Source organism: Mycobacterium sp. NGS69, assembly GCF_059812165.1.
The window spans coordinates 13,984-36,224 of sequence record NZ_JCALCD010000011.1 but is presented as its reverse complement, the minus strand read 5'-3'; the positions used below and the strand labels follow the sequence as shown (position 1 = coordinate 36,224).

20 protein-coding genes are annotated in these 22,241 nt (G+C 69.3%); 15 read left to right on the top strand and 5 right to left on the bottom strand.

Annotated elements, in window-relative coordinates; translation table 11 throughout:
* The first annotated feature begins 19 nt into the window (after positions 1 to 19).
* Positions 20 to 862 (top strand): tRNA (adenine(58)-N(1))-methyltransferase TrmI, encoded by an 843-nt coding sequence (gene trmI, locus AC5Y2S_RS25885; protein WP_499959275.1) that lies wholly within the window; start codon positions 20 to 22, stop codon positions 860 to 862.
* Positions 863 to 866: 4 nt separating this feature from the next.
* Here the strand turns inward: trmI and AC5Y2S_RS25880 are convergent, their stop codons facing one another.
* Both AC5Y2S_RS25880 and lppK read right to left on the bottom strand, forming a co-directional pair.
* Complete coding sequence (locus AC5Y2S_RS25880) at positions 867 to 1,169, bottom strand: DUF503 domain-containing protein (RefSeq protein WP_499906948.1); 303 nt, start codon at positions 1,167 to 1,169, stop codon at positions 867 to 869.
* Between the two features lie 2 nt (positions 1,170 to 1,171).
* On the bottom strand, positions 1,172 to 1,789 hold the full coding sequence (gene lppK / locus AC5Y2S_RS25875; protein ID WP_499959274.1) for a lipoprotein LppK: 618 nt from the start codon (positions 1,787 to 1,789) through the stop codon (positions 1,172 to 1,174).
* Between the two features lie 237 nt (positions 1,790 to 2,026).
* Here lppK and arc point away from each other — a divergent pair, with 237 nt between their 5' ends.
* Positions 2,027 to 3,856, top strand: a complete 1,830-nt coding sequence (gene arc / locus AC5Y2S_RS25870) for a proteasome ATPase (protein ID WP_499959272.1) — start codon at positions 2,027 to 2,029, stop codon at positions 3,854 to 3,856.
* A 37-nt stretch (positions 3,857 to 3,893) separates the two neighbouring features.
* Here arc and AC5Y2S_RS25865 read toward each other — a convergent pair whose 3' ends face one another.
* Both AC5Y2S_RS25865 and AC5Y2S_RS25860 read right to left on the bottom strand, forming a co-directional pair.
* Positions 3,894 to 4,508: a hypothetical protein gene (locus AC5Y2S_RS25865; RefSeq protein ID WP_499959378.1), complete on the bottom strand. Its 615-nt coding sequence runs from the start codon at positions 4,506 to 4,508 to the stop codon at positions 3,894 to 3,896.
* Between the two features lie 36 nt (positions 4,509 to 4,544).
* Complete coding sequence (locus tag AC5Y2S_RS25860) at positions 4,545 to 5,726, bottom strand: hypothetical protein (RefSeq protein ID WP_499959270.1); 1,182 nt, start codon at positions 5,724 to 5,726, stop codon at positions 4,545 to 4,547.
* A gap of 146 nt (positions 5,727 to 5,872) precedes the next feature.
* Between AC5Y2S_RS25860 and dop the strand changes: the two genes are divergently transcribed.
* From dop to AC5Y2S_RS25805, 11 genes are all read left to right on the top strand, one after another.
* A complete protein-coding gene (dop, locus tag AC5Y2S_RS25855) occupies positions 5,873 to 7,381 on the top strand; it encodes a pup deamidase/depupylase (RefSeq protein WP_499959268.1) in 1,509 nt (502 codons plus the stop codon).
* A 92-nt stretch (positions 7,382 to 7,473) separates the two neighbouring features.
* Positions 7,474 to 7,668, top strand: coding sequence for a ubiquitin-like protein Pup (locus tag AC5Y2S_RS25850; RefSeq protein WP_068237096.1), 195 nt, complete (start codon positions 7,474 to 7,476; stop codon positions 7,666 to 7,668).
* Positions 7,665 to 8,555 carry a proteasome subunit beta gene (prcB, locus tag AC5Y2S_RS25845; protein WP_499959267.1) on the top strand — a complete coding sequence of 297 codons (891 nt, stop codon included), beginning with the start codon at positions 7,665 to 7,667 and terminating at the stop codon, positions 8,553 to 8,555. Before AC5Y2S_RS25850 ends, prcB begins: the two co-directional genes overlap by 4 nt.
* Entirely contained in the window at positions 8,552 to 9,334 is a 783-nt protein-coding gene (gene prcA, locus AC5Y2S_RS25840) for a proteasome subunit alpha (protein ID WP_499959265.1), read from the top strand. Before prcB ends, prcA begins: the two co-directional genes overlap by 4 nt.
* Before the next feature lie 70 nt (positions 9,335 to 9,404).
* Entirely contained in the window at positions 9,405 to 10,763 is a 1,359-nt protein-coding gene (gene pafA, locus AC5Y2S_RS25835; protein WP_499881352.1) for a Pup--protein ligase, read from the top strand.
* A gap of 55 nt (positions 10,764 to 10,818) precedes the next feature.
* Entirely contained in the window at positions 10,819 to 11,805 is a 987-nt protein-coding gene (locus AC5Y2S_RS25830; RefSeq protein ID WP_499959264.1) for a helix-turn-helix transcriptional regulator, read from the top strand.
* Positions 11,802 to 12,779 carry a helix-turn-helix transcriptional regulator gene (locus AC5Y2S_RS25825; RefSeq protein WP_499959263.1) on the top strand — a complete coding sequence of 326 codons (978 nt, stop codon included), beginning with the start codon at positions 11,802 to 11,804 and terminating at the stop codon, positions 12,777 to 12,779. The genes AC5Y2S_RS25830 and AC5Y2S_RS25825 overlap by 4 nt, the downstream gene beginning before the upstream one ends.
* Before the next feature lie 50 nt (positions 12,780 to 12,829).
* The gene (tatA, locus tag AC5Y2S_RS25820; protein WP_066932188.1) at positions 12,830 to 13,084 is read left to right on the top strand and encodes a Sec-independent protein translocase subunit TatA; all 255 of its coding nucleotides are present in this window, start codon (positions 12,830 to 12,832) and stop codon (positions 13,082 to 13,084) included.
* 49 nt (positions 13,085 to 13,133) lie between these two features.
* Positions 13,134 to 14,102, top strand: coding sequence for a twin-arginine translocase subunit TatC (gene tatC, locus AC5Y2S_RS25815; protein WP_499959261.1), 969 nt, complete (start codon positions 13,134 to 13,136; stop codon positions 14,100 to 14,102).
* Between the two features lie 33 nt (positions 14,103 to 14,135).
* A complete protein-coding gene (locus tag AC5Y2S_RS25810) occupies positions 14,136 to 16,898 on the top strand; it encodes a DEAD/DEAH box helicase (protein WP_499959376.1) in 2,763 nt (920 codons plus the stop codon).
* A gap of 66 nt (positions 16,899 to 16,964) precedes the next feature.
* A complete protein-coding gene (locus tag AC5Y2S_RS25805) occupies positions 16,965 to 17,747 on the top strand; it encodes a DUF4333 domain-containing protein (protein ID WP_499959260.1) in 783 nt (260 codons plus the stop codon).
* A gap of 6 nt (positions 17,748 to 17,753) precedes the next feature.
* Here AC5Y2S_RS25805 and AC5Y2S_RS25800 read toward each other — a convergent pair whose 3' ends face one another.
* Positions 17,754 to 18,710, bottom strand: coding sequence for a 5'-3' exonuclease (locus tag AC5Y2S_RS25800; RefSeq protein ID WP_499959259.1), 957 nt, complete (start codon positions 18,708 to 18,710; stop codon positions 17,754 to 17,756).
* A gap of 112 nt (positions 18,711 to 18,822) precedes the next feature.
* Here AC5Y2S_RS25800 and AC5Y2S_RS25795 point away from each other — a divergent pair, with 112 nt between their 5' ends.
* Positions 18,823 to 19,950, top strand: coding sequence for a M24 family metallopeptidase (locus AC5Y2S_RS25795; RefSeq protein ID WP_499959258.1), 1,128 nt, complete (start codon positions 18,823 to 18,825; stop codon positions 19,948 to 19,950).
* A 5-nt stretch (positions 19,951 to 19,955) separates the two neighbouring features.
* Positions 19,956 to 22,229, top strand: coding sequence for an alpha/beta hydrolase-fold protein (locus AC5Y2S_RS25790; RefSeq protein WP_499959257.1), 2,274 nt, complete (start codon positions 19,956 to 19,958; stop codon positions 22,227 to 22,229).
* Positions 22,230 to 22,241: the final 12 nt, after the last annotated feature.

The window sequence follows — 22,241 nt, the reverse complement described above, 5'->3', positions numbered from 1 at the left end:
GGCTGGCACGCTAGACGGCGTGTCCGCGACCGGCCCATTCAGCGTTGGCGAACGGGTCCAACTCACCGACGCCAAGGGTCGGCACTACACGATGTCGCTCACCCCGGGCGCGGAGTTCCACACCCACCGCGGGGCCATCTCGCACGACGCCGTGATCGGGCTGGAGCAGGGCAGCGTGGTCAAATCCAGCAACGGCGCCGACTACTTGGTGCTGCGCCCGCTGCTCATCGACTACCTGATGTCGATGCCCCGCGGGCCGCAGGTGATCTACCCGAAGGACGCCGCCCAGATCCTGCACGAGGGCGACATCTTCCCGGGAGCCCGGGTGCTGGAGGCCGGGGCCGGATCCGGCGCGCTGACCTGCTCGCTGCTGCGCGCCGTCGGGCCCGAGGGGCGGGTGGTCTCCTACGAGCAGCGCGCCGACCACGCCGAACACGCCCGCCGCAACGTATCGGTGTTCTTTGACGGCGAACCCGACAACTGGCAACTGATCGTCAGCGACCTCGTTGACTCCGACATGCCCGACGGCTCCTTCGACCGCGCCGTGCTCGACATGCTCGCGCCGTGGGAGGTGCTCGACGCGGCGGCGCGCCTGTTGATCGCCGGCGGGGTGTTGATGATTTACGTCGCCACCGTCACCCAGCTGTCGCGAACGGTGGAGGCGCTGCGGGCCCAGCAGTGCTGGACCGAGCCCCGGGCGTGGGAGACGCTGCAACGCGGCTGGAACGTCGTCGGGCTGGCCGTCCGGCCGCAGCACTCGATGCGCGGGCACACGGCGTTCCTGATATTCACGCGACGGCTCGCGCCGGGCGTCGTCGCCCCGGCGCCGCTGGGCCGCAAGCGCCCGGGCCGCGACGGCTAGGCGCTCAGTCCTCGCTGCGGTGCAGGCCCCGCCGCGCCGACAGCAGCTCGAACTCGGGATGCGCCGCGACCAGGCGTTCGGCCGCATCCAGCACGTCGACCACGTGGCCGCGGTCGCCGGACACGACGGACACGCCGATGCCCGCCCGTCGATACAGGTCCTGCGCGCCGGTTTCGGCGGCCGACACGCCGAGCTTGCGCTGCAGCTCCGCCACGACGGGACGAACGACCGACCGCTTCTGTTTGAGGGATCGCACCCCAAGCTCCGGGCCCAGCAACACGTCGAACTCGAGCCAGCCGATCCACATGGCTAGCCCGGCGGCGTCGTAGCCGGGGGTGGGGCGGGCGCCGGGCTGGCGGGCGGTGTCGTCCCGGTGGCCGAGTTGCCCAGTGCCAGCAGCATTTCCGCGGTCCGGCGGGAGAGTTGCCATCCGCCTTGGAAAGGGGCGAACTCCATCGGGAACGTGAAGTTGCCGTTGTTCGCCTGCGCGGTTTTGACGGCGACGGTGGCCATCACGTGGGACGGATTCTTGTCCGACCACGCGACGTCGTTCGCCGCGAAGGTCATCGGGAGGTAGCCGTTGTCCCGCAGCGCGGTGGTGAACTTGTCCAGGGTGCCCGCACTGTCCGGGGTCGCGCCCTCGACGAGGTTCACCTTGTTGATGCCCGGCACGTTAGGGTCGGCGAGCCGGTTCAGGACGTCGATCAGGGCGTCGGGCGGCGGCAGCGGAGCGGTCGGGGGAGCGGCGACGATCAGCGGGGTCGACGTCACCGGGACCGCCGAGGAGGAGGACGACACGACCTTGGGTCCGGTGTGCGCGCACCCGGCGAGCGCGGCCGCCACCACCGCGGCGCTCAGCGCAACGAACCACCGTCGGGGCGTCCGGTTCGTTCTGGGGCTAGGCGTGCGCGCCCGCCGTCGGGCCAACGGGTGCAATGGAAGTCACACCGGGCCTGCCACGCCGAAGAAGACGGTGCCGGCGGAGCCCATGGCAAGGGCTTTTAGGGCCACGGCCGTCCTTTCGCTCGGCAAGATTCGTGGCCGAGATTACCAGTGGAACCAAAGTCTTAACTTTTCGTGAGCATTTGACTCCGCACATCAACCGGCAATCGCCGGTAGCGTTGAACTACCACCGCACATTTCGGGGCGGGAAAGGAGCGCAAAATGGGTGACTCAGAGCGTTCTGAAGCATTCGGCAATGCCGGTGAAACTGGCATGTCCAGCGGCGATGCTGCCGAATTGGAACAGTTACGCCGTGAGGCAGCGGTGCTGCGCGAGCAACTAGACCACGCGGTCGGATCGGCCGGCGGCACTCGATCCGCACGCGACGTTCATCAGCTCGAGGCCCGCATCGATTCCCTGGCGGCGCGAAACTCAAAGTTAATGGAGACCCTCAAAGAGGCCCGTCAGCAACTGTTGGCGCTGCGCGAAGAGGTCGACCGCCTCGGTCAGCCGCCCAGCGGCTACGGCGTGTTGTTGGGGTCGCACGAGGACGACACGGTCGACGTGTTCACCTCGGGCCGCAAGATGCGCCTGACGTGCTCGCCCAACATCGAGGTCGGTTCGTTGCGCAAGGGCCAGACGGTCCGGCTCAACGAGGCCCTGACCGTCGTCGAGGCCGGCACGTTCGAATCCGTCGGCGAGATCTCCACCCTGCGCGAGGTGCTCAACGACGGTCACCGGGCCCTGGTCGTCGGCCACGCCGACGAGGAGCGCATCGTGTGGCTGGCCGAGCCGCTCGTCGCCGAGGACCTGCCGGACGGCGTTCCGGACGCCCTCAACGACGACACCAAGCCGCGCAAGCTGCGCCCGGGTGACTCCCTGCTGGTCGACACCAAGGCCGGCTACGCGTTCGAGCGCATCCCCAAGGCCGAGGTCGAAGACCTGGTCCTGGAAGAGGTGCCCGACGTCAGCTACCAGGACATCGGCGGCCTGACGCGCCAGATCGAGCAGATCCGCGACGCCGTCGAGCTGCCGTTCCTGCACAAGGAGCTCTACCGCGAGTACGCGCTGCGCCCGCCCAAGGGTGTGCTGCTCTACGGCCCGCCCGGCTGCGGTAAGACCCTGATCGCCAAGGCGGTCGCCAACTCGTTGGCCAAGAAGATGGCCGAGGTGCGCGGCGACGACGCCCGCGAGGCGAAGTCGTACTTCCTCAACATCAAGGGCCCGGAGCTGCTGAACAAGTTCGTCGGCGAGACCGAGCGGCACATCCGCCTGATCTTCCAGCGGGCCCGCGAGAAGGCGTCGGAAGGGACGCCGGTGATCGTCTTCTTCGACGAGATGGATTCGATCTTCCGCACCCGCGGCACCGGGGTCTCCTCGGACGTCGAGACGACGGTTGTTCCCCAGCTGCTGTCCGAGATCGACGGTGTGGAGGGGCTGGAGAACGTCATCGTGATCGGCGCCTCCAACCGCGAGGACATGATCGACCCCGCGATCCTGCGGCCCGGGCGCCTCGACGTGAAGATCAAGATCGAGCGCCCGGATGCCGAAGCGGCGCAAGACATCTTCTCGAAGTACCTGATCGAGTCGCTGCCCCTGCACGCCGACGACCTCACCGAGTTCGACGGCGACCGCAGCGCCTGCATCAAGGCGATGATCGAAAAGGTCGTCGAGCGGATGTACGCCGAGATCGACGACAACCGGTTCCTGGAGGTCACCTACGCCAACGGTGACAAAGAGGTCATGTACTTCAAGGACTTCAACTCCGGGGCGATGATCCAGAACGTCGTCGACCGGGCGAAGAAGAACGCGATCAAGTCGGTGCTGGAGACCGGTCAACCCGGTCTGCGCATTCAGCACCTGCTCGACTCGATCGTCGACGAGTTCGCCGAGAACGAGGACCTGCCCAACACCACCAACCCCGATGACTGGGCGCGGATTTCGGGCAAGAAGGGCGAGCGGATCGTCTACATCCGCACGCTGGTCACAGGCAAGTCGTCGAGCGCGTCCCGGGCCATCGACACCGAGTCGAACCTGGGCCAGTACCTGTAGGCGCTTAGTTCGCGCCACCGCGCGGCCTGAGCGGCCGTCAGGTCTCCAGCGAATAGCTGTTGGTCAGGTTGTCCTGCAGCACCTGGGCGGCTTCGGTTCTGGTGTCCACGCGCAGCTCCTCGGTGAGCACGCGCGGCTGATAGCTCCACCCGTCGGGCAGCTCGAGCCGGCTCGCCAGCCCGGGCAGGTCTTCCCGTTTGAGGTTGGGGTCGGTGATCTGGCTCCAGGTCTGCATGACCCAGCGTTTCCCGTGGGGATCGATGAGCTCGTAGACCTCTTCGCCGGCGTTGAAGACGAAAACCGTATGGCGGCTCACCTTGTTCACGCTGAAGGGCGCGGGGTTCATCGAGGACAGCAGGACGGTGGCCTGCAGGATCATCTCGATGCCCCCGAAGGTCTTCGTCACCTGCGGGCCCTGCCGCTCCTTTTCGATGGAGTTCATCAGCCAATAGCGGGGGCCGTTGAGCAGCGCCGCGGCCGCGCCGTTTTCGGCGGCGATCGCGTGCGGATCCAGCGCCGACCACAACTCGGCGGGACAGTCGTTGAGCGGGAAGCTGTTGTAAACCGAAGCCTGCGGGCCGGCCTCGCCGGGAGTCACGAGAAGCACTTCCCCGTAACGTTTCCCGGCCAGGTCGCTCACCGGTTCATGCAATTCATCTTCGGCGCGGTGGCGAGACACCCTGTGAAATTAATCACTGCCCTGGTCGGCGTCAACTTCACACGCCGGGGCGGCCACGGCTCCGCGGTAGCGGTTGCGCGCGATCAGGGTGGTGTGCAGGTCGGCGATGAGCGGGTCGAGGAACGTCGATCGGTACTCGGCGTCGCCGGCCGCGCGAGCACTGATGTACATGAACGTCAACGCGCCGAGGAACAACGTCATGTGGATCAGCGAATCGGGCACCGGCAGCGTGAATCCCAGCACCGTCGCGGTGCTGGTGTAGGTGTGCGTCCATTCGTTGAGCAGCGACGGGCTGAGCACGATCAGCCCCAGGATCAGGTAGATGGTGGCCGTGACCACCGCCACCACCAGGATCTGTGCCAGCTGCGAGGCCGCTAGTACGAAGACGACGTTGAGGCGTTCGGCTCGTTTCAGCGGCGGGCAGTCGGGCGTATCCGGCATGGCCGCGAAGGGCGTGCCGGCAAGGCCTTCGGCGTCCCGGGGTAGCGTCGCCGTCGACCGCAGCATCGGCCTGGCCCGATCGTGGGTGGCGGAGACGACGAAGGCCGCGGCGATGGAGACGAGGAATGCCATTGCCAGTCCCAGCCGTTCCCCGCTGATCGTCGCCGCCATGAGCCAGACGTAGGTGTTGAAGAACACCAAGGCCGTCAGGAGCACGACGGGCAGCGCACGCACGGCCAGGGCGCCGACCGTCGTCAGGTGCGACAGCATCATGCGCACCGCCCACCCGACGACCGACCCGACGCCGCAGCCGGTCAGCATTAGCACCGCGGCCACCACGACGGCTTCCTGCGCCAGTTGCCCGAGCCCGCCCACGGTGGCCCCCACGCAGGCCACCAAGATCACCGCGATCGTCGACACGGTCGCGCGGGTGCGGCCGCTGTGTGACCGCGACACCAGCCAGCCCGCGATGGCCATCAGCGGAAGGGCCAGCCCGATGATCGTCAGGAGAACCACTTCGGACGTCGTCGGCTCGCCGTTTATGTGGACGTCGCGCCCGCCGGTGATCAAGTAGATGGGCAGGACGCAGGCCTGCAGCGTCGCGTACGCCGCCAGCATGGGCGCCGACCGCGGCCAGAGCCGTCGCCAGCGCGACCGCCTCGTCAGCACCGACGGCAAACCCCGGTTCAGGAACCAGCTTTCGGCCGCGGCGTTCGCCGTCCCGCGCGCCGGGCGGAGGGAAAGCCCCATGCGGGCAAACCCTAGTGGCATCGCGCAGCCAAATGGCGCTTATCGCACCCGATTCGGGCCGCATTGTCGCTGGCCCGGAGTCGATCGCGCGGCCCGTCGTAACCCCGCCTCGGGGGCTACATCGTCACCGGGCCTATCTTGAAGTAATGCAAAGGATTATCGGGACGGAGGTCGAGTACGGCATCTCGTCGCCGTTGGACCCGACCGCCAACCCGATCCTCACCTCGACGCAGGCGGTCCTGGCCTACGCGGCCGCCGCCGGCATCCAGCGCGCCAAGCGGACCCGCTGGGACTACGAGGTGGAATCGCCGCTGCGCGACGCCCGCGGCTTCGACCTGAGCCGCTCGGCCGGGCCCCCGCCGGTGGTCGACGCCGACGAGGTCGGCGCGGCGAACATGATCCTGACCAACGGGGCGAGGCTCTACGTCGACCACGCGCACCCGGAATACTCCTCCCCGGAGTGCACCGACCCGCTGGACGCGGTGATCTGGGACAAGGCCGGTGAGCGGGTGATGGAGGCCGCCGCGCGGCACGTCGCCAGCGTGCCCGGCGCCGCGAAGTTGCAGCTCTACAAGAACAATGTCGACGGCAAGGGCGCCTCCTACGGGTCCCACGAGAACTACCTGATGTCGCGGCAGACGCCGTTCTCGGCGATCATCGCCGGCCTGACCCCGTTTCTGGTGTCCCGGCAGGTCGTCACCGGTTCGGGCCGGGTCGGGATCGGGCCGGCCGGAGACGAGCCCGGCTTCCAGCTGTCCCAGCGCTCGGACTACATCGAGGTCGAGGTCGGGCTGGAGACCACGCTCAAGCGCGGCATCATCAACACGCGCGACGAGCCGCACGCCGACGCCGACCGGTATCGCCGGTTGCACGTGATCATCGGTGACGCGAACCTGGCCGAGACGTCGACGTATTTGAAGCTCGGCACCACGGCGCTGGTGCTCGATCTGATCGAGGACGGCCCCGCCCACGGGATCGACCTGAGCGACCTGGCGTTGGCGCGCCCGGTGCACGCGGTCCACGCCATCAGCCGCGACCCGTCGCTGCGCGTCGCGGTGGCCCTGGCCGACGGGCGCGAACTGACCGCCCTTGCGCTGCAACGGATTTATCTCGACCGGGTGGCGAAGCTCGTCGACAGCCGCGACCCCGACCCGCGCGCGGCCGACATCGTCGAGACTTGGGCCGACGTGCTCGACAAGCTCGAGCGCGACCCGATGGACTGCGCCGAGCTGCTGGACTGGCCGGCCAAGCTGCGGCTACTCGACGGCTTCCGGCAGCGCGAGAACCTGAACTGGTCGGCGCCCCGGCTGCACCTGGTCGACCTGCAATATTCCGACGTCCGGCTGGACAAGGGCCTGTACAACCGGCTGGTCGCGCGCGGTTCGATGAAGCGTCTCGTGAGCGAACACCAGGTGATCGATGCTGTCGACAATCCGCCGACGGACACCCGCGCGTACTTCCGCGGGGAATGCCTGCGCAGGTTCGGCGCCGACATCGCCGCGGCCAGCTGGGACTCGGTGATTTTCGACCTCGGCGGCGATTCGCTGGTGCGGATCCCGACGCTGGAGCCGCTGCGCGGCAGCAAAGCCCACGTCGGGGCGTTGCTGGACTCCGTGGACAGCGCGGTGGAACTGGTGGAACAACTGACCAGCTGACGGACCTTCGACCGGGCAATGTCGGTGTTGACCGGTACTGTAGAGAGAACCAACGGGCGTGTGAGCGGCCGATAACTAAGCAGGAGGCGGCGATGGCTCAGGAGCAGACCAAGCGTGGTGGTGGCGGTGGCGACGAAGACGACTTCGGCGACGCCACGGCCGCGGGCCAGGAGCGTCGCGAGAAGCTAGCCGAAGACACCGACGACCTGCTTGACGAGATTGACGACGTCCTTGAGGAAAACGCCGAGGACTTTGTCCGCGCGTATGTCCAAAAGGGCGGACAGTGACCTGGCCGTTCGCCGATCGACTGTCCATCAACTCCCCACTCTCCGGGAATCCGGCGATAAACCTGTCGTCGTTTGCTGACCACCTTCGCCGCAACGCGCCCGAGTTGCTGCCGGCCAGCCTGAGCGGGGGCGCGCAAGGCGGTGCCGCCGGGGACCAGCTGCCGCACGGCACCACGATCGTCGCGCTGAAATACCCGGGCGGCGTCGCCATGGCGGGTGACCGGCGCTCCACGCAGGGCAACATGATCGCCGGGCGCGACGTGAAGAAGGTGTACATCACCGACGACTACACCGCCACCGGCATCGCGGGCACCGCGGCGATCGCCGTCGAGTTCGCCCGGCTTTACGCCGTCGAACTCGAGCACTACGAGAAGCTCGAGGGCGTGCCGCTCACGTTTGCCGGAAAGGTCAACCGGCTCGCGATCATGGTGCGCGGAAACCTGGCCGCGGCGATGCAGGGGCTGGTCGCTCTGCCGCTGCTGGCCGGGTATGACATCCACGCATCGGACGAGGAAAGCGCGGGCCGCATCGTGTCTTTCGATGCCGCCGGCGGTTGGAACATCGAGGAAGAGGGCTACCAGGCGGTGGGATCGGGGTCGATCTTCGCCAAGTCGTCGATGAAGAAGCTGTATTCGCAAGTGTCCGACATCGATTCGGCGCTGCGTGTGATCGTGGAGGCGCTTTACGACGCCGCCGACGACGATTCGGCCACCGGCGGCCCGGACCTGGTCCGCGGCATCTACCCCACGGCGGTCACCATCGGTGCTGAGGGGGCGGCCGAAGTGCCGGAGAGCCGTATTGCCGAACTGGCCCGGGAGGTCATCGAAAGCCGCTCGCGGGCGGACACTTTCGGACCCGACGCCGAACCGCGGGGTAAGAAGAAGTGAGCTTCCCGTATTTCATCTCGCCCGAGCAGGCGATGCGCGAGCGCAGCGAGCTCGCGCGCAAGGGCATCGCACGGGGCAAGAGCGTGGTGGCGCTCGCCTACGCCGACGGCGTGCTGTTCGTCGCGGAGAACCCGTCGCGGTCGCTGCAGAAGATCAGCGAACTCTACGACCGCGTCGGCTTTGCGGCCGCGGGCAAGTTCAACGAGTTCGACAACCTGCGCCGCGGGGGCATCCAGTTCGCCGACACTCGCGGGTATGCCTACGACCGCCGCGACGTGACGGGCCGGCAGCTGGCCAACGTGTACGCGCAGACCCTGGGCAGCATCTTCACCGAGCAGGCCAAGCCCTACGAGGTCGAGTTGTGCGTCGCCGAGGTGGCGCACTTCGGCGAGACGAAACCGCCTGAGCTGTACCGCATTACCTATGACGGCTCGATCGCCGACGAACCGCATTTCGTGGTGATGGGCGGCACCACCGAACCGATCGTCACCGCGCTCAAGGACTCCTACGCCGAAAACGCGCACCTGCGTGAGGCTTTGGGCATCGCAGTCGCGGCGCTGCGGGCGGGCAGCTCGGATGCCTCCAACGGCGACCAGCCCGCCCTCGACGTGAGCAGCCTCGAGGTGGCCATCCTGGATGCCAACCGGCCGCGGCGGGCGTTTCGGCGGATCAATCGCCCCACCCTGGAGAACTTGCTGAAGAAGTCGGGTGGCGCGAAGTCCAAGGACGCGAAGTCGGGCGGAGAAGAGTCGGAAGCGACGGGCGGGTCCTCGGACTAGATCCGCCCGAAAACATCCCTGGGCGCGGCTTCTGCACCTTTGCGGCGCGACAACCAGTACGCTCGATTACGTGCAGCGACGAATTATGGGCATCGAGACCGAGTTCGGTGTCACCTGCACGTTCCACGGCCATCGCCGGCTGTCTCCGGACGAGGTCGCCCGGTACCTGTTCCGGCGGGTGGTGTCGTGGGGCCGCAGCTCCAACGTCTTCTTGCGAAACGGTGCCCGCCTTTACCTCGATGTCGGCAGCCACCCCGAGTACGCCACGGCGGAGTGCGACAGCCTGGTGCAGCTGGTCACCCACGACCGGGCCGGTGAATGGGTGCTGGAAGACCTGCTGGTGGACGCCGAGCAGCGGCTCGCCGACGAGGGCATCGGCGGCGACATCTACCTGTTCAAGAACAACACCGACTCGGCGGGCAACTCGTACGGCTGCCACGAGAACTACCTGATCGTGCGGGCCGGTGAGTTCTCCCGGATCTCCGACGTGCTACTGCCATTCCTGGTCACCCGGCAGCTGATCTGCGGCGCCGGCAAGGTGCTGCAGACCCCCAAGGCCGCGACCTTCTGCCTTTCCCAACGTGCCGAGCACATCTGGGAGGGCGTCTCCTCGGCCACCACCCGCAGCCGCCCGATCATCAACACCCGCGACGAGCCGCACGCCGACGCCGAGAAGTACCGGCGCCTGCACGTCATCGTCGGCGACTCCAACATGTGCGAGACGACCACCATGCTCAAGGTGGGCACCGCGGCGTTGGTGCTGGAGATGATCGAGGCCGGCGTTCCGTTCCGCGACTTCTCGCTGGACAACCCCATCCGCGCCATCCGCGAGGTCAGCCACGACGTCACGGGCCGGCGGCCGGTGCGGCTGGCGGGCGGGCGGCAGGCCAGCGCCCTGGACATCCAGCGCGAGTACTACAGTCGCGCCGTCGAGCACCTGCAGACCCGGGAGCCCAACGCCCAGATCGAGCAGGTCGTCGACCTGTGGGGCCGGCAGCTGGACGCCGTCGAGAGCCAGGACTTCGCCAAGGTGGACACCGAGATCGACTGGGTGATCAAGCGCAAGCTGTTCCAGCGCTACCAGGACCGCTACAACATGGAGCTGTCCGACCCGAAGATCGCCCAGCTGGACCTGGCCTACCACGACATCAAGCGTGGTCGCGGCGTGTTCGACCTGCTGCAGCGCAAGGGGCTGGCCGCGCGCGTGACCACCGACGAGGACATCGCCGAGGCGGTCGACAACCCGCCGCAGACCACCCGCGCCCGGCTGCGCGGGGAGTTCATCAGCGCCGCCCAGGCGGCGGGCCGCGACTTCACCGTCGACTGGGTGCACCTCAAGCTCAACGACCAGGCGCAGCGCACCGTGCTGTGCAAGGACCCGTTCCGGGCGGTCGACGAGCGGGTCAAGCGGTTGATCGCGAGCATGTAGCCAAGCGGCGCGCGCCGGAAGCGCCCGCCGCGGCTCATCGAATAACCTGGTACAAATGGCGACCTCGAAAGTCGAGCGGCTGGTTAATCTCGTCATCGCCCTGCTGTCCACCCGCGGCTACGTCACCGCCGAAAAGATCAGGTCCAGCGTCGCCGGCTATTCCGACAGCCCCAGCGCCGAGGCGTTTTCGCGGATGTTCGAGCGCGACAAGAACGAATTGCGCGACCTCGGGATCCCGCTGGAGGTCGGCCGGGTGTCCGTCATGGATCCCACCGAGGGCTACCGGATCAACCGCGACGCCTACGCGCTGGCGGCGGTCGACCTCAGCCCGGACGAGGCGGCCGCGGTGGCGGTCGCCACGCAGCTGTGGGAGTCGCCCGAACTGATCACCGCCACCCAGGGCGCCTTGCTCAAGCTGCGCGCCGCCGGGGTCGAGGTCGACCCGGACGCCCCGGTGGCCATCGCGTCGCCGGCGGGCGTGCCGGGCCTGCGCGGATCGGAGGAGGTGCTCGGAATCCTGTTGTCCGCCATCGGTTCCCGACAGGCGGTGCAGTTTCCGCACCGGCCATCGCGGGCCGAGCCCTACACGACGCGCACCGTCGAGCCGTGGGGTGTGGTCACCGAGAAGGGCCGCTGGTACCTGGTCGGCCACGACCGCGACCGCGACGCCACCCGCACCTTCCGGCTGTCCCGGATCGGTGCCGATATCACCCCCATCGGGCCGCCCGGCGCGGTCACCGTGCCCGACGGCGCCGACTTGCGCAGGATCGTGGCACAGACGGTCACCGAGTGGCCGGCCGGCGGGCAGGCCCGGGTGTGGGTCGCCGACGGGCGGGCCACCGCGCTGCGTCGCGCCGGGAGGTCCGTCGGGGCGCAACAGTTGGCCGGCCGCGACGGCGAGGTGATCGAACTCGGCATCGGCTCCGCCGACCAGCTGGCGCGTGACGTCGCCGGCTATGGCGCCGACGCCGTGGTGCTCGAGCCGCAGTCCCTGCGCGACGAGGTGGTGGCCAGGTTGCGAGCGCACGTGGTGGTGCCATGACTCCTGTGTCCACCCGCTTGGTTCGGCTGCTCAACATGGTCCCGTATTTCCAGGCCAATCCGAAGGTCACCCGGGCCAAGGCCGCCGCCGACCTCGGGGTGTCGGAAAAGCAGTTGGAGGAGGACCTCAACCAGCTGTGGATGTGCGGCCTTCCCGGCTACTTCCCGGGTGACCTCATCGACTTCGAGTTCTCCGGCGACACCATCGAGGTGACGTTCTCCGCGGGCATCGACCGGCCGCTCAAGCTCACGTCCCCGGAGGCCACCGGCCTGCTGGTGGCGTTGCGGGCGCTGGCCGACATCCCCGGCGTGGTCGACCCGGAGGCGGCACGCAGCGCGATCGCCAAGATCGAGGCCGCCGCGGGCGCCGTCGGGCACGACGCCTCGGCTGCCGTGGCGGCGGTGGACGAGCCCGCACCCGTCGAAAGCCGCGCCGCGGCCGCCGTCCGCACGGCGGTGCAGTACAAGCGCGCGCTGGCCATCGACTACTACTCCGCCTCGCACGACACCCTGACCAGCCGGGTCGTCGACCCCATTCGCGTCCTGCTGATCGGGGGCCACAGCTACTTGGAGGCCTGGTCGCGCGAGGCCGAGGGCGTCCGGCTGTTCCGCTTCGACCGGATCGTCGACGCCACCGAGCTGGGCGAGCCGGCGGCCCCGCCGGAACCGGCGCTGCACGCGCCGCCGGACACGTCGCTGTTCGACGGCGATCCGTCGCTGCCGTCGGCCCGGCTGTGGGTGGCGCCCGCGGCGTCGTGGATGTTCGAGTACTACCCGATGCGGGAGGTGGTCGAGCTGGCCGACGCGTCGTGCGAGGCCGTCATGACCTACGCCTCGGAGAACTGGATGACGCGCCTGGTGCTGGGCTTCGGGTCGGCGGTGCGGGTGCTTGAACCGGAGTCGCTGGCCCGACGTGTACGGGATGCCGCGGCCGCGGCCCTGGAGTCCTACCAGGTCGCGGCGCGGCCCGACTAGCTGGGACCGTCGCTGCGGTAGCATCGGGTGGACGTCTGGAGGTAATCAAAGTGGGCAGTCTAAGTCCGTGGCACTGGGCGATCCTCGCTGTCGTGGTGATCCTGTTGTTCGGTGCCAAGAAGCTCCCCGATGCCGCGCGCTCGTTGGGCAAGTCGATGCGCATTTTCAAGTCCGAGATGCGGGAAATGCAGACCGAAGGCAAGTCTGAAACGCCCTCGATCGAGACCCCCCAGCCCGTGCAGTCGCAGCGGGTCGACCCGCCGGCGGCCACCGAGCAGGGCCACACCGAAGCGCGCCCGGCCTAGCCGCGCCGCCGCGGTGCCCGAGCGCCACTGACCGACCGCAAAGACCACCGTGAAAGGTTTCAAGGTTTCAGCGCGCACCGCTGGCCTGCTAAAGCGGCTCAACCCTCGTAACAGGCGCAGCCGCACCAACCCGGACGCGACGATGTCGCTGGTCGACCACCTGACCGAGCTGCGCACCCGGCTGCTGATCTCGCTGGCCGCCATCCTGGTCACCACGATTTTCGGGTTCTTCTGGTACTCGCATTCGCTCTTGGGGCTGGAAAGCCTCGGCGAATGGCTGCGCCATCCGTATTGTTCGCTGCCGCAATCGGCGCGGGCGAGCATCAGCGCCGACGGGCAGTGCCGGCTGCTGGCCACCGCCCCGTTCGACCAATTCATGCTGCGCCTCAAGGTCGGGCTGACGGCCGGCCTCGTGCTGGCCTGCCCGGTGTGGCTCTACGAGCTGTGGGCGTTCATCACGCCCGGGCTCTACCAGAAGGAGCGCCGCTTCGCGGTCGGGTTCGTGGTGCCCGCGGCGGTGCTGTTCGTCGTCGGCGCCGTGCTGGCCTACTTCGTGCTGTCGAAGGCGCTGGGGTTCCTGTTGACCGTCGGCAGCGACGTGCAGGTGACCGCCCTGTCCGGGGACCGGTATTTCGGCTTCCTGATCAACCTGCTGGTGGTCTTCGGGGTCAGCTTCGAGTTCCCGCTGCTGATCGTCATGCTCAACGCGGTGGGCGTGCTGAGCTACGAGCGGCTCAAGTCCTGGCGGCGTGGGCTGATCTTCGGCATGTTCGCCTTCGCGGCCATCTTCACGCCCGGATCCGACCCGTTTTCGATGACGGCGCTCGGGATCGCGCTGTCGGTGCTGCTCGAGTTCGCCATCCAGATCTCCCGACTGCACGACCGCCGCAAGGCCAAGCGCGAAGCCCAGGTCACGATTCCCGACGACGAGGCGTCGGTCATCGAGCCGCCCGAGCCGATACCGGGGCCGATACCGGAGCCGTCCTTCACGGCCGGGCAACATGACGACGTCACCTAGATGTCGGCGTCGCATGGCGGCGGCGTGACGGAGCTGACCGAGCTGCCCGAGCTCGCGCGGTTCGCCGCCGATCTGAGCTTCACGCTCGACGACTTTCAGCGGCGCGCGTGCGAGGCGCTGGAACGCGGCCACGGCGTGCTGGTGTGCGCGCCGACCGGCGCCGGCAAGACGGTGGTCGGCGAATTCGCCGTGCACCTGGCGCTGGCCTCCGGCGGCAAATGCTTCTACACCACGCCGCTCAAGGCGCTGAGCAACCAGAAGCACACCGACCTCTGCGAGCGCTACGGCCGCGACCGGATCGGGCTGCTGACCGGCGACATGTCGGTGAACGGCGACGCACCCGTCGTGGTGATGACCACCGAAGTCCTGCGCAACATGCTCTACGCCAATTCGCCTGCACTGCAAGGGCTTTCCTATGTGGTGATGGACGAGGTGCATTTCCTGGCCGACCGGATGCGGGGTCCGGTGTGGGAGGAGGTGATCCTGCACCTGCCCGACGAGGTGCGCGTGGTCAGCTTGTCGGCGACGGTGAGCAACGCCGAGGAGTTCGGGGGCTGGATCCAGACCGTCCGCGGCGACACCACCGTCGTCGTCGACGAGCACCGCCCTGTTCCGTTGTGGCAGCACGTGTTGGTCGGCAAGCGGCTGTTCGACCTGTTCGACTACTCGCACGCGCAGCCGGACGCCGGTGCCAAGCCGCGCGTGGACCCGGACCTGGTGCGCCACATCGCGCATCGCCGCGAGGCGGACCGGATGTCGGACTGGCAGCCCCGGCGACGAGGAGCCGGACGGGCCGGTTCCGGCCGGCCGCGCTTCTACCGGCCGCCCGCGCGGCCGGACGTGATCGGCATCCTGGACTCGCAGGGGTTGTTGCCTGCGATCACGTTCGTGTTCTCCCGCGCCGGCTGTGACGCCGCCGTCGCGCAGTGCCTGCGCTCGCCGCTGCGGCTGACCACCGAGGAGGAGCGCGCGCAGATCGCCGAGGTGATCGAGCACCGCTGCGGTGACCTGGCCGACGCCGACCTGGCGGTGCTCGGGTACTACGAGTGGCGCGAGGGGTTGCTGCGCGGGTTGGCGGCCCACCACGCGGGGATGTTGCCGGCGTTCCGGCACACGGTCGAGGAGCTGTTCACCGCGGGCCTGGTCAAGGCGGTGTTCGCCACCGAAACCCTGGCGCTGGGCATCAACATGCCCGCCCGCACGGTGGTGCTCGAGCGGCTGGTCAAGTTCAACGGCGAGCAGCACGTGCCGCTCACGCCGGGGGAGTACACGCAGCTGACCGGGCGCGCCGGCAGGCGCGGCATCGACGTCGAGGGCCACGCGGTGGTGCTGTGGAATCCCAGCGAGGAAACCACCGAACCCTCCGCGGTGGCCGGGCTGGCGTCCACCCGCACCTTCCCGCTGCGCAGCTCGTTCGCCCCGTCGTACAACATGACGATCAACCTGGTGCAGCACATGGGTCCCGAGCAGGCGCACCAGTTGCTCGAGCAATCGTTCGCCCAGTACCAGGCCGACCGCTCGGTCGTCGGCCTGGTCCGCGGCATCGAGCGCGGCGAGCGGATGCTCGACGAGATCGCCGCTGAGCTCGGCGGGCGCGACGCGCCGATCTTCGAATACGCGCGGCTGCGGGCGCGGATCTCCGAGCTGGAACGCGCGCAGTCCCGCGCGTCGCGGCTGCAGCGGCGACAGGCCGCCAGCGATGCGCTGGCCGCGCTGCGCCGGGGCGACATCATCACGATCACCCACGGCCGGCGCGGCGGGCTGGCGGTGGTGCTGGAGTCCGCGCGCGACGGCGACGATCCGCGCCCGCTGGTCCTCACCGAAAACCGTTGGGCGGGAAGGATTTCGTCGGCCGACTATTCGGGCGCGACCGCGCCCGTCGGCTCGATGCCGTTGCCCAAGCGCGTCGAACACCGCCAGCCGCGGGTGCGCCGCGACCTGGCGTCGGCGCTGCGGTCGGCGGTCGCCGGGCTGGCTGTTCCGGCCACCCGCCGCGGCGGTCGCGGCGACGGGGACGGCGCGTTTCACGACCCGGAGCTGGCGTCGTTGCGCGCGGAACTGCGTCGGCATCCCGCGCATAGCGCCCCCGACCTCGAGCCCCGGATGCGTCAGGCCGAGCGGTACCTGCGCATGGAACGCGACAACGTGCAGCTGGAGAAAAAGGTCGGCGCCGCCACCAACTCGTTGGCCCGGACCTTTGACCGGATCGTCGGGCTGCTCACCGAGCGCGGCTTCATCCAGGGTCCGGCCGCCGATCCCCACGTCACCGACGACGGCCGGCTGCTGGCCCGCATCTACAGCGAAAGCGACCTCTTGGTCGCCGAATGCCTGCGCACCGGCGCGTGGGCGGGGTTGAAACCCGCCGAGTTGGCGGCGGTGGTCTCGTCCGTGCTGTACGAGTCCCGCGGCGGCGACGGGGCCGGTGCCGCATTGGCCGCCGAGGTGCCCACCCAGAAGCTGCGGCAGGCGCTGCAGCAGACCTCGAGGCTGTCGATCGAGCTGCGCGCCGACGAGCAGGCGCACCGGATCGGCCCGAGCCGCGAACCCGACGACGGCTTCGTCAACGTCATCTACCGGTGGGCCCGAACTGGCGACCTGGCCGCGGCGCTGGCCGTCGCCGATGTGGCCGGCGCCGGCTCGCCGTTGTCGGCGGGGGACTTCGTGCGCTGGTGCCGCCAAGTCCTCGACCTGTTGGACCAGGTTCGCAACGCCGCGCCGGATCCGGAGCTGCGTGCCGCCGCCAAGCGCGCCATCAATGACGTCCGGCGCGGCGTCGTTGCAGTTGACGCCGGGTAGGCTGGGCCCGAGCTACCGTTACAGGGCGCTAACAGGGCCAGACACAAGGCAACTGAGGAGAAAGTAATGAGCGGACCGCAGGGGTCGGACCCGGGTCACCAGTGGCAACCGCCCGGACAGAGCGGCGATCAGTCCTCGGAGCCCACCCAGGTCGCGCCGACGCCCTGGCAGCCGCCGCAGCAGCAGCCGGGCCAGGAGCAGACATGGCAGGCCCCGGCCTACACGCCACCTGCCGAGTACCCGCAATACCAGCAGCCGGCCGAGCAGGCGTACCCGCAGCAGTACCCCCAGCAGCCCGGCTACGGCCAGCCCCCGCAATACGGCGAGCAGCCCCCGCAGTACGCCCCGCCCGGCCAGTACGCGCCGTATGGCCAGCCGGGCCAGTATGGACAGCCCGGTCAGCCCGCCCAGCCCGGCCAGTACGGCCAATACGGTCAGCCGGGTCAGTACGGTCAGCCCGGCCAGTACCCGCAGCAGTACGCGCCCTACGACCAACAACAGCCGGCGAAGAAGCGCTCGATGGCGCTGATCGGGGGCGTGGTCGGCGTGATCGCCTTCCTGGTGATCGCCGTCGTGCTGGTGCTCGGCTTCTGGCAGCCCGGGTTCTTCGTCACCACCAAGCTGGACGTCAACAAGGCGCAGGCCGGTGTCCAGCAGGTGCTGACCGACGAGACCAACGGCTACGGCGCCAAGAACGTCAAGGACGTCTCCTGCAACCACGGCCAGGACCCCGTCGTCAAGAAGGGCGGCACGTTCGACTGCGACGTCAACATCGACGGCGCCAAGAAGCGCGTGACGGTGACCTTCCAGGACAGCAAGGGCACCTACGAGGTCGGCCGGCCCCAGTAGGGGCCGTCAGCCGGGCAGCGCGTCGAGCGCCTTTTGCAGCCGGGTGACCGGCGACCCGACGCCCAGCTCCGTCGCCAGCTTGGCGGTGCGTTTCGGATGGGCCGCGGCCAGCGGCAGCGTGTCGGTGGGCGTCGACAGCGTGACCGGCGCGTCGGTGGCCACCCGCACCACCTTGCCGGCGGCCTCGATGTAGTCGGTCGCGCCCAGCAGCTTCGCGCGTAAACCCTTGGCCATCTTGGACTTTGGGTCGTGGGCGGCGGCCAGGATCGCTTCCAGCGAACCGTGCTGGGCCAGCAGCGTGGCCGCCGTCTTCTCACCGACGCCCGGCACACCGGGCAGGCCGTCAGACGGATCGCCGCGCAGCAGCGCGAGTTCGGCGTAGGCCGGGCCCGCCCGTTCCCGCGGCACGCCATAGTTTTCGGCCACCTCGGCCGGCCCGAACAACGTGGCCTTGGTCAGGCCCCGGCCCAGGTAGAGCACCCGAACCGGAACGGGGTCGTCGGCGACCACCTGCAGCAGGTCGCGGTCGCCGCTGACCACGACGACCGGGTCGGTGCGTTCCCGCGCCGCCAGCGTGCCCAGCACGTCGTCGGCCTCGAAACCTTCCGCGCCCGCCGTCGGGATCCCGAACGCGTCCAGCAGCTCCATGATCATGTCGATCTGCGGCGTCAGGTCGTCGGGCACTTCCTCGATGTCGGGCTGGCCTTGCGGCTCGGGCTCGGCGACGCGGTGCGCCTTGTAGGACGGGATCAGGTCCACCCGGAACTGTGGCCGCCAATCCAGGTCCAGGCACACCGCCAGTCGGCCGGGCCGCTGCTGGCTGATCACGACGGCCATCGAGTCGAGGAAGCCGCGCACGGCGTTGACGGGCCGGCCGTCGGGCGCGGTGATCGACGACGGCACCCCGAAGTACGAGCGGAACCACATGCTGGCGCCGTCGAGGAGCACGAGCGGTTCGGGCATGCGGGCTATGGTCTCACGTCTTCTCTGGCGCCCAGCGTCGAGTTGTTGTCGCCTTTCCTGTGGAATCGGCGCAACAAGTCGACGTTCGGCCGACGCCGTTAACCTGGCTGCCATGGACTCGCACCGATTCGACGCGGCGGTGTACGCCCGCCGGCTGGCCGCGGCCGCCGCGGCGACCGCCGACGCCGGGCTGGCCGGCCTGGTGATCACCCCCGGCTACGACCTGCGCTACCTCGTCGGCTCCCGCGCGCAGACCTTCGAGCGGCTCACGGCGCTGGTACTGCCCGCCTCCGGCGACCCGACCGTCGTGGTGCCGCGGCTGGAGCTGGCCGCGCTCACGGGGTCGGCCGTTACGGAACTGGGCCTGGCGGTGCGGGATTGGGTCGACGGCGAAGACCCGTACCGGATGGTGAGCGAGGCGCTGGGCGGCGGACCCGCCGCGACCGCCGTCACCGATTCCATGCCCGCGCTGCACCTTGTGCCGCTGGCCGGCGTGCTCGGGGTGTCACCGGTGCTGGCCACCGACGTGCTGCGCGAGCTGAGGATGGTCAAGGAGGAATGCGAGGTCGACGCGCTGCGCAAGGCCGGCGCGGCCATCGACCGGGTGCACGCGCGCGTGCCGGAGTTTCTGCGGCCGGGCCGCACTGAGGCCGACGTCGCCGCCGACATCGCCGAAGCGATTGTGGCCGAAGGGCATTCGGAGGTGGCGTTCATCATCGTCGGCTCCGGACCGCACGCGGCCGACCCTCATCACGGCTACTCGGATCGGGAACTGCAGGCGGGCGACGTCGTCGTCGTCGACATCGGGGGATCCTACGAGCCCGGTTACCACTCCGACTCGACCCGCACCTACAGCATTGGCGAACCCAGCGCCGATGTGGCGCAACAGTATTCGGTGCTGCAACGTGCCCAGCGCGCCGCGCTCGACGCGGTCCGCCCCGGCGTCACCGCCCAGCAGGTCGACGCCGCCGCCCGCGACGTGCTGGCCGCGGCGGGGCTGGCCGAGTTTTTCGTGCACCGCACCGGGCACGGCATCGGGCTGTCGGTGCACGAGGAGCCCTACATCGTCGCCGGGAACGACCTGCCGTTGGCGGCGGGCATGGCCTTCTCCGTCGAGCCCGGCATCTACTTTCCCGGCCGGTGGGGCGCCCGGATCGAGGACATCGTCGTCGTCACCGAGGACGGCGCGTCGGCCGTCAACAACCGGCCGCACGAACTGATTGTGGTGCCCGCGTCCTAGCTGGCATGACGGTGCCGCCGCGTAGGTTGGGCGACGTGTCGATCCTGGACCTCACGCTGCTTCCGCTGCGCATCGCGCGCCATGTCGCCGACGCGGTGCTGCACCCGGCGGCGCCCGCGCCGGCGCCGCCCGGCGAGCTCGTCGTCGTCGACGGGATGCCCGAGGGCGTGCCGCCGGCCGCCCGGCGTCCGGAGCCGCGGCTGCCCGCGCCGTCGAATTGGCCGTTCGGGGAGGAGTTTCCGCGCACGTGCGGCGCGGGCCGGCTGGCCGGCGGCGCGTTGTTCTGGACCGACTTCCTCTACGACGACCACGGCGCGACGGGCATCCCGGTCGGGGACCTGAAAATCCAGGCGCCGCCGCGGGGAACCTACGTCTATCCCGACGGCCCCGCCGCCCGCAACGGCGCGGACATCTTCCGCGTCGCCGTCGGGCTCACCGACACCCACACCTGGTGGCGGGTCGACTGGAACACGCTGCTGGACGCGTCGGTGCCCATCGCGCTGTTCACCTTTGACACCGACCCCGCCCGCCCTGGCGCCCCGGACTGGCCGGCCGGCGCGGGCGTGCGTTCGAAGGGCATCGACACCGCGCTGCTGCTGTCGGGGCGCGGCGCCGCGTTGATCGACCTGACCACCCAGGTGAGGACGCCGGTCGAGCACAGCGTCGACATGCAGTCGCGGTCGTTTCTGGCGCAGGTCCCGCGGTCGCTGGTGGAACCGGACGGAAGCTGGACGGTGCGGCTGGCCGCCGGGCTGGCCAACGGGGCGGGGGACGGGTTCGCCGACGTGCCCGCCGAACGGGGTGCGCTGCCCGGGCAGCCCAACGTCTACAACGTCGCGTTTCGCACCAACGAGCAGGAGCCGCCGCACCTGAACTTCTGGTCGGACTCGGCCCAGGCCGTGGCTTTGACTCATGGCGACGTGTCGGAATTCGCGGTGACGGTGCCGTGGGCCCGGCTCGCGGCGCGCGAGACCGAGCCCGAGCCGGTATTCACCGGCCCGTCGACCCGCTGGTACGTGTCCTCGGTGGAGCTCGGTCAGGGGATCGCGGCCGACGACATCTTGAGCACCAAGCCGCAGTTCCTCGGGCGGGTGCAGCCGTATTCGATCTGCCTGCCGTCGACATACGCGCCGGGCCGCACGCTGCCGCTGACGCTGTTGCTGCACTCGCTTGCGTTGGGGCAGAGCCAGTTCGCGGCGATCGACCCCCGGCTGTTGCACGAGGTGTGCGAGGGCCGGGGCTCGGTGGTGGTCACGCCGCTGGCCCGGGGCCCGTCGACCTGGTACTTCGACACGGGAGAACTCGACGTGTGGGAGGTGTGGGCTCGGGTCGCCGAGCAGCTGGGCACCGACCCCAATCGCACTGTCATATCGGGCTATTCGATGGGCGGGTACGCGGCTTACAAGCTCGGGTTGAGCTATCCGCAGGTGTTCTCGCAGGCGGTGGTGCTGGCCGGGCCGCCGGCGTGCGGGGTGCGGCTGATTCCCAACGTCGACATTCCCGCGGACCTCGACCTGGATTCGCCCTGCGCCCGCGAGGGCGACACCTGGAAGTTGCTGGTGAACGCCCGCTGGCTGCCGTACGTCATCGCCCACGGGCTGGTCGACGAACTGGTGCCGTTCGCGTCGGCGGCCGAGCAGGTGCTCGAACTCGACCGGCTGGGTTACCGCCACCGGTTCACCGTGTATCCGCTCGAGGATCACATCGCCTGGGTGCTGCAGGACAAGTTCGAGGACCCGATCGCGCACATGGGAACCGTTCTGCGCCAAGCCGATCCGGGACACATCACCTTCGCGTGGTACCCGCAGTCGGTGCGGGCGGATCTGGGTATCGGGCCGCACCAGGTGTGGTGGCTCTCGGAGCTCACCGCCGATCCCTCGGTAACCGCGCGGCGCGGGGCCGTCGCCGAGGTCGACGCGCGGTCGTATGCCCGGCCGGACCCGACGCACGCGATTCGCCACCGCCGCGGCGTGGTGTTGAACTTCGAGCCGACGCCGGGGCTGTACAGCGAGCTGGACTGGCAAGTCGGACGGCCGGTCGCGCCGCTGCCGTATCTGACGCTGCGCCTGATCGGGGTCGCCGGCATCACGGTCAACGTCGCGCGCGCCGGGCTGGCCGGGTTGCCGTCGTCGACGATCACGGTGGTCAGCGACACCGCCGCGCAGATCACGCTCGGTGGGTTGCCCGACGGGGTGTCGGTGCAACTCGACGGTGAGCCCGCCGGGGCCGCCGTGGCGGTGCCGTCGGGGCGGCACCGGATCACCTTGCGCATGGCCTGACCTGGGTGAATA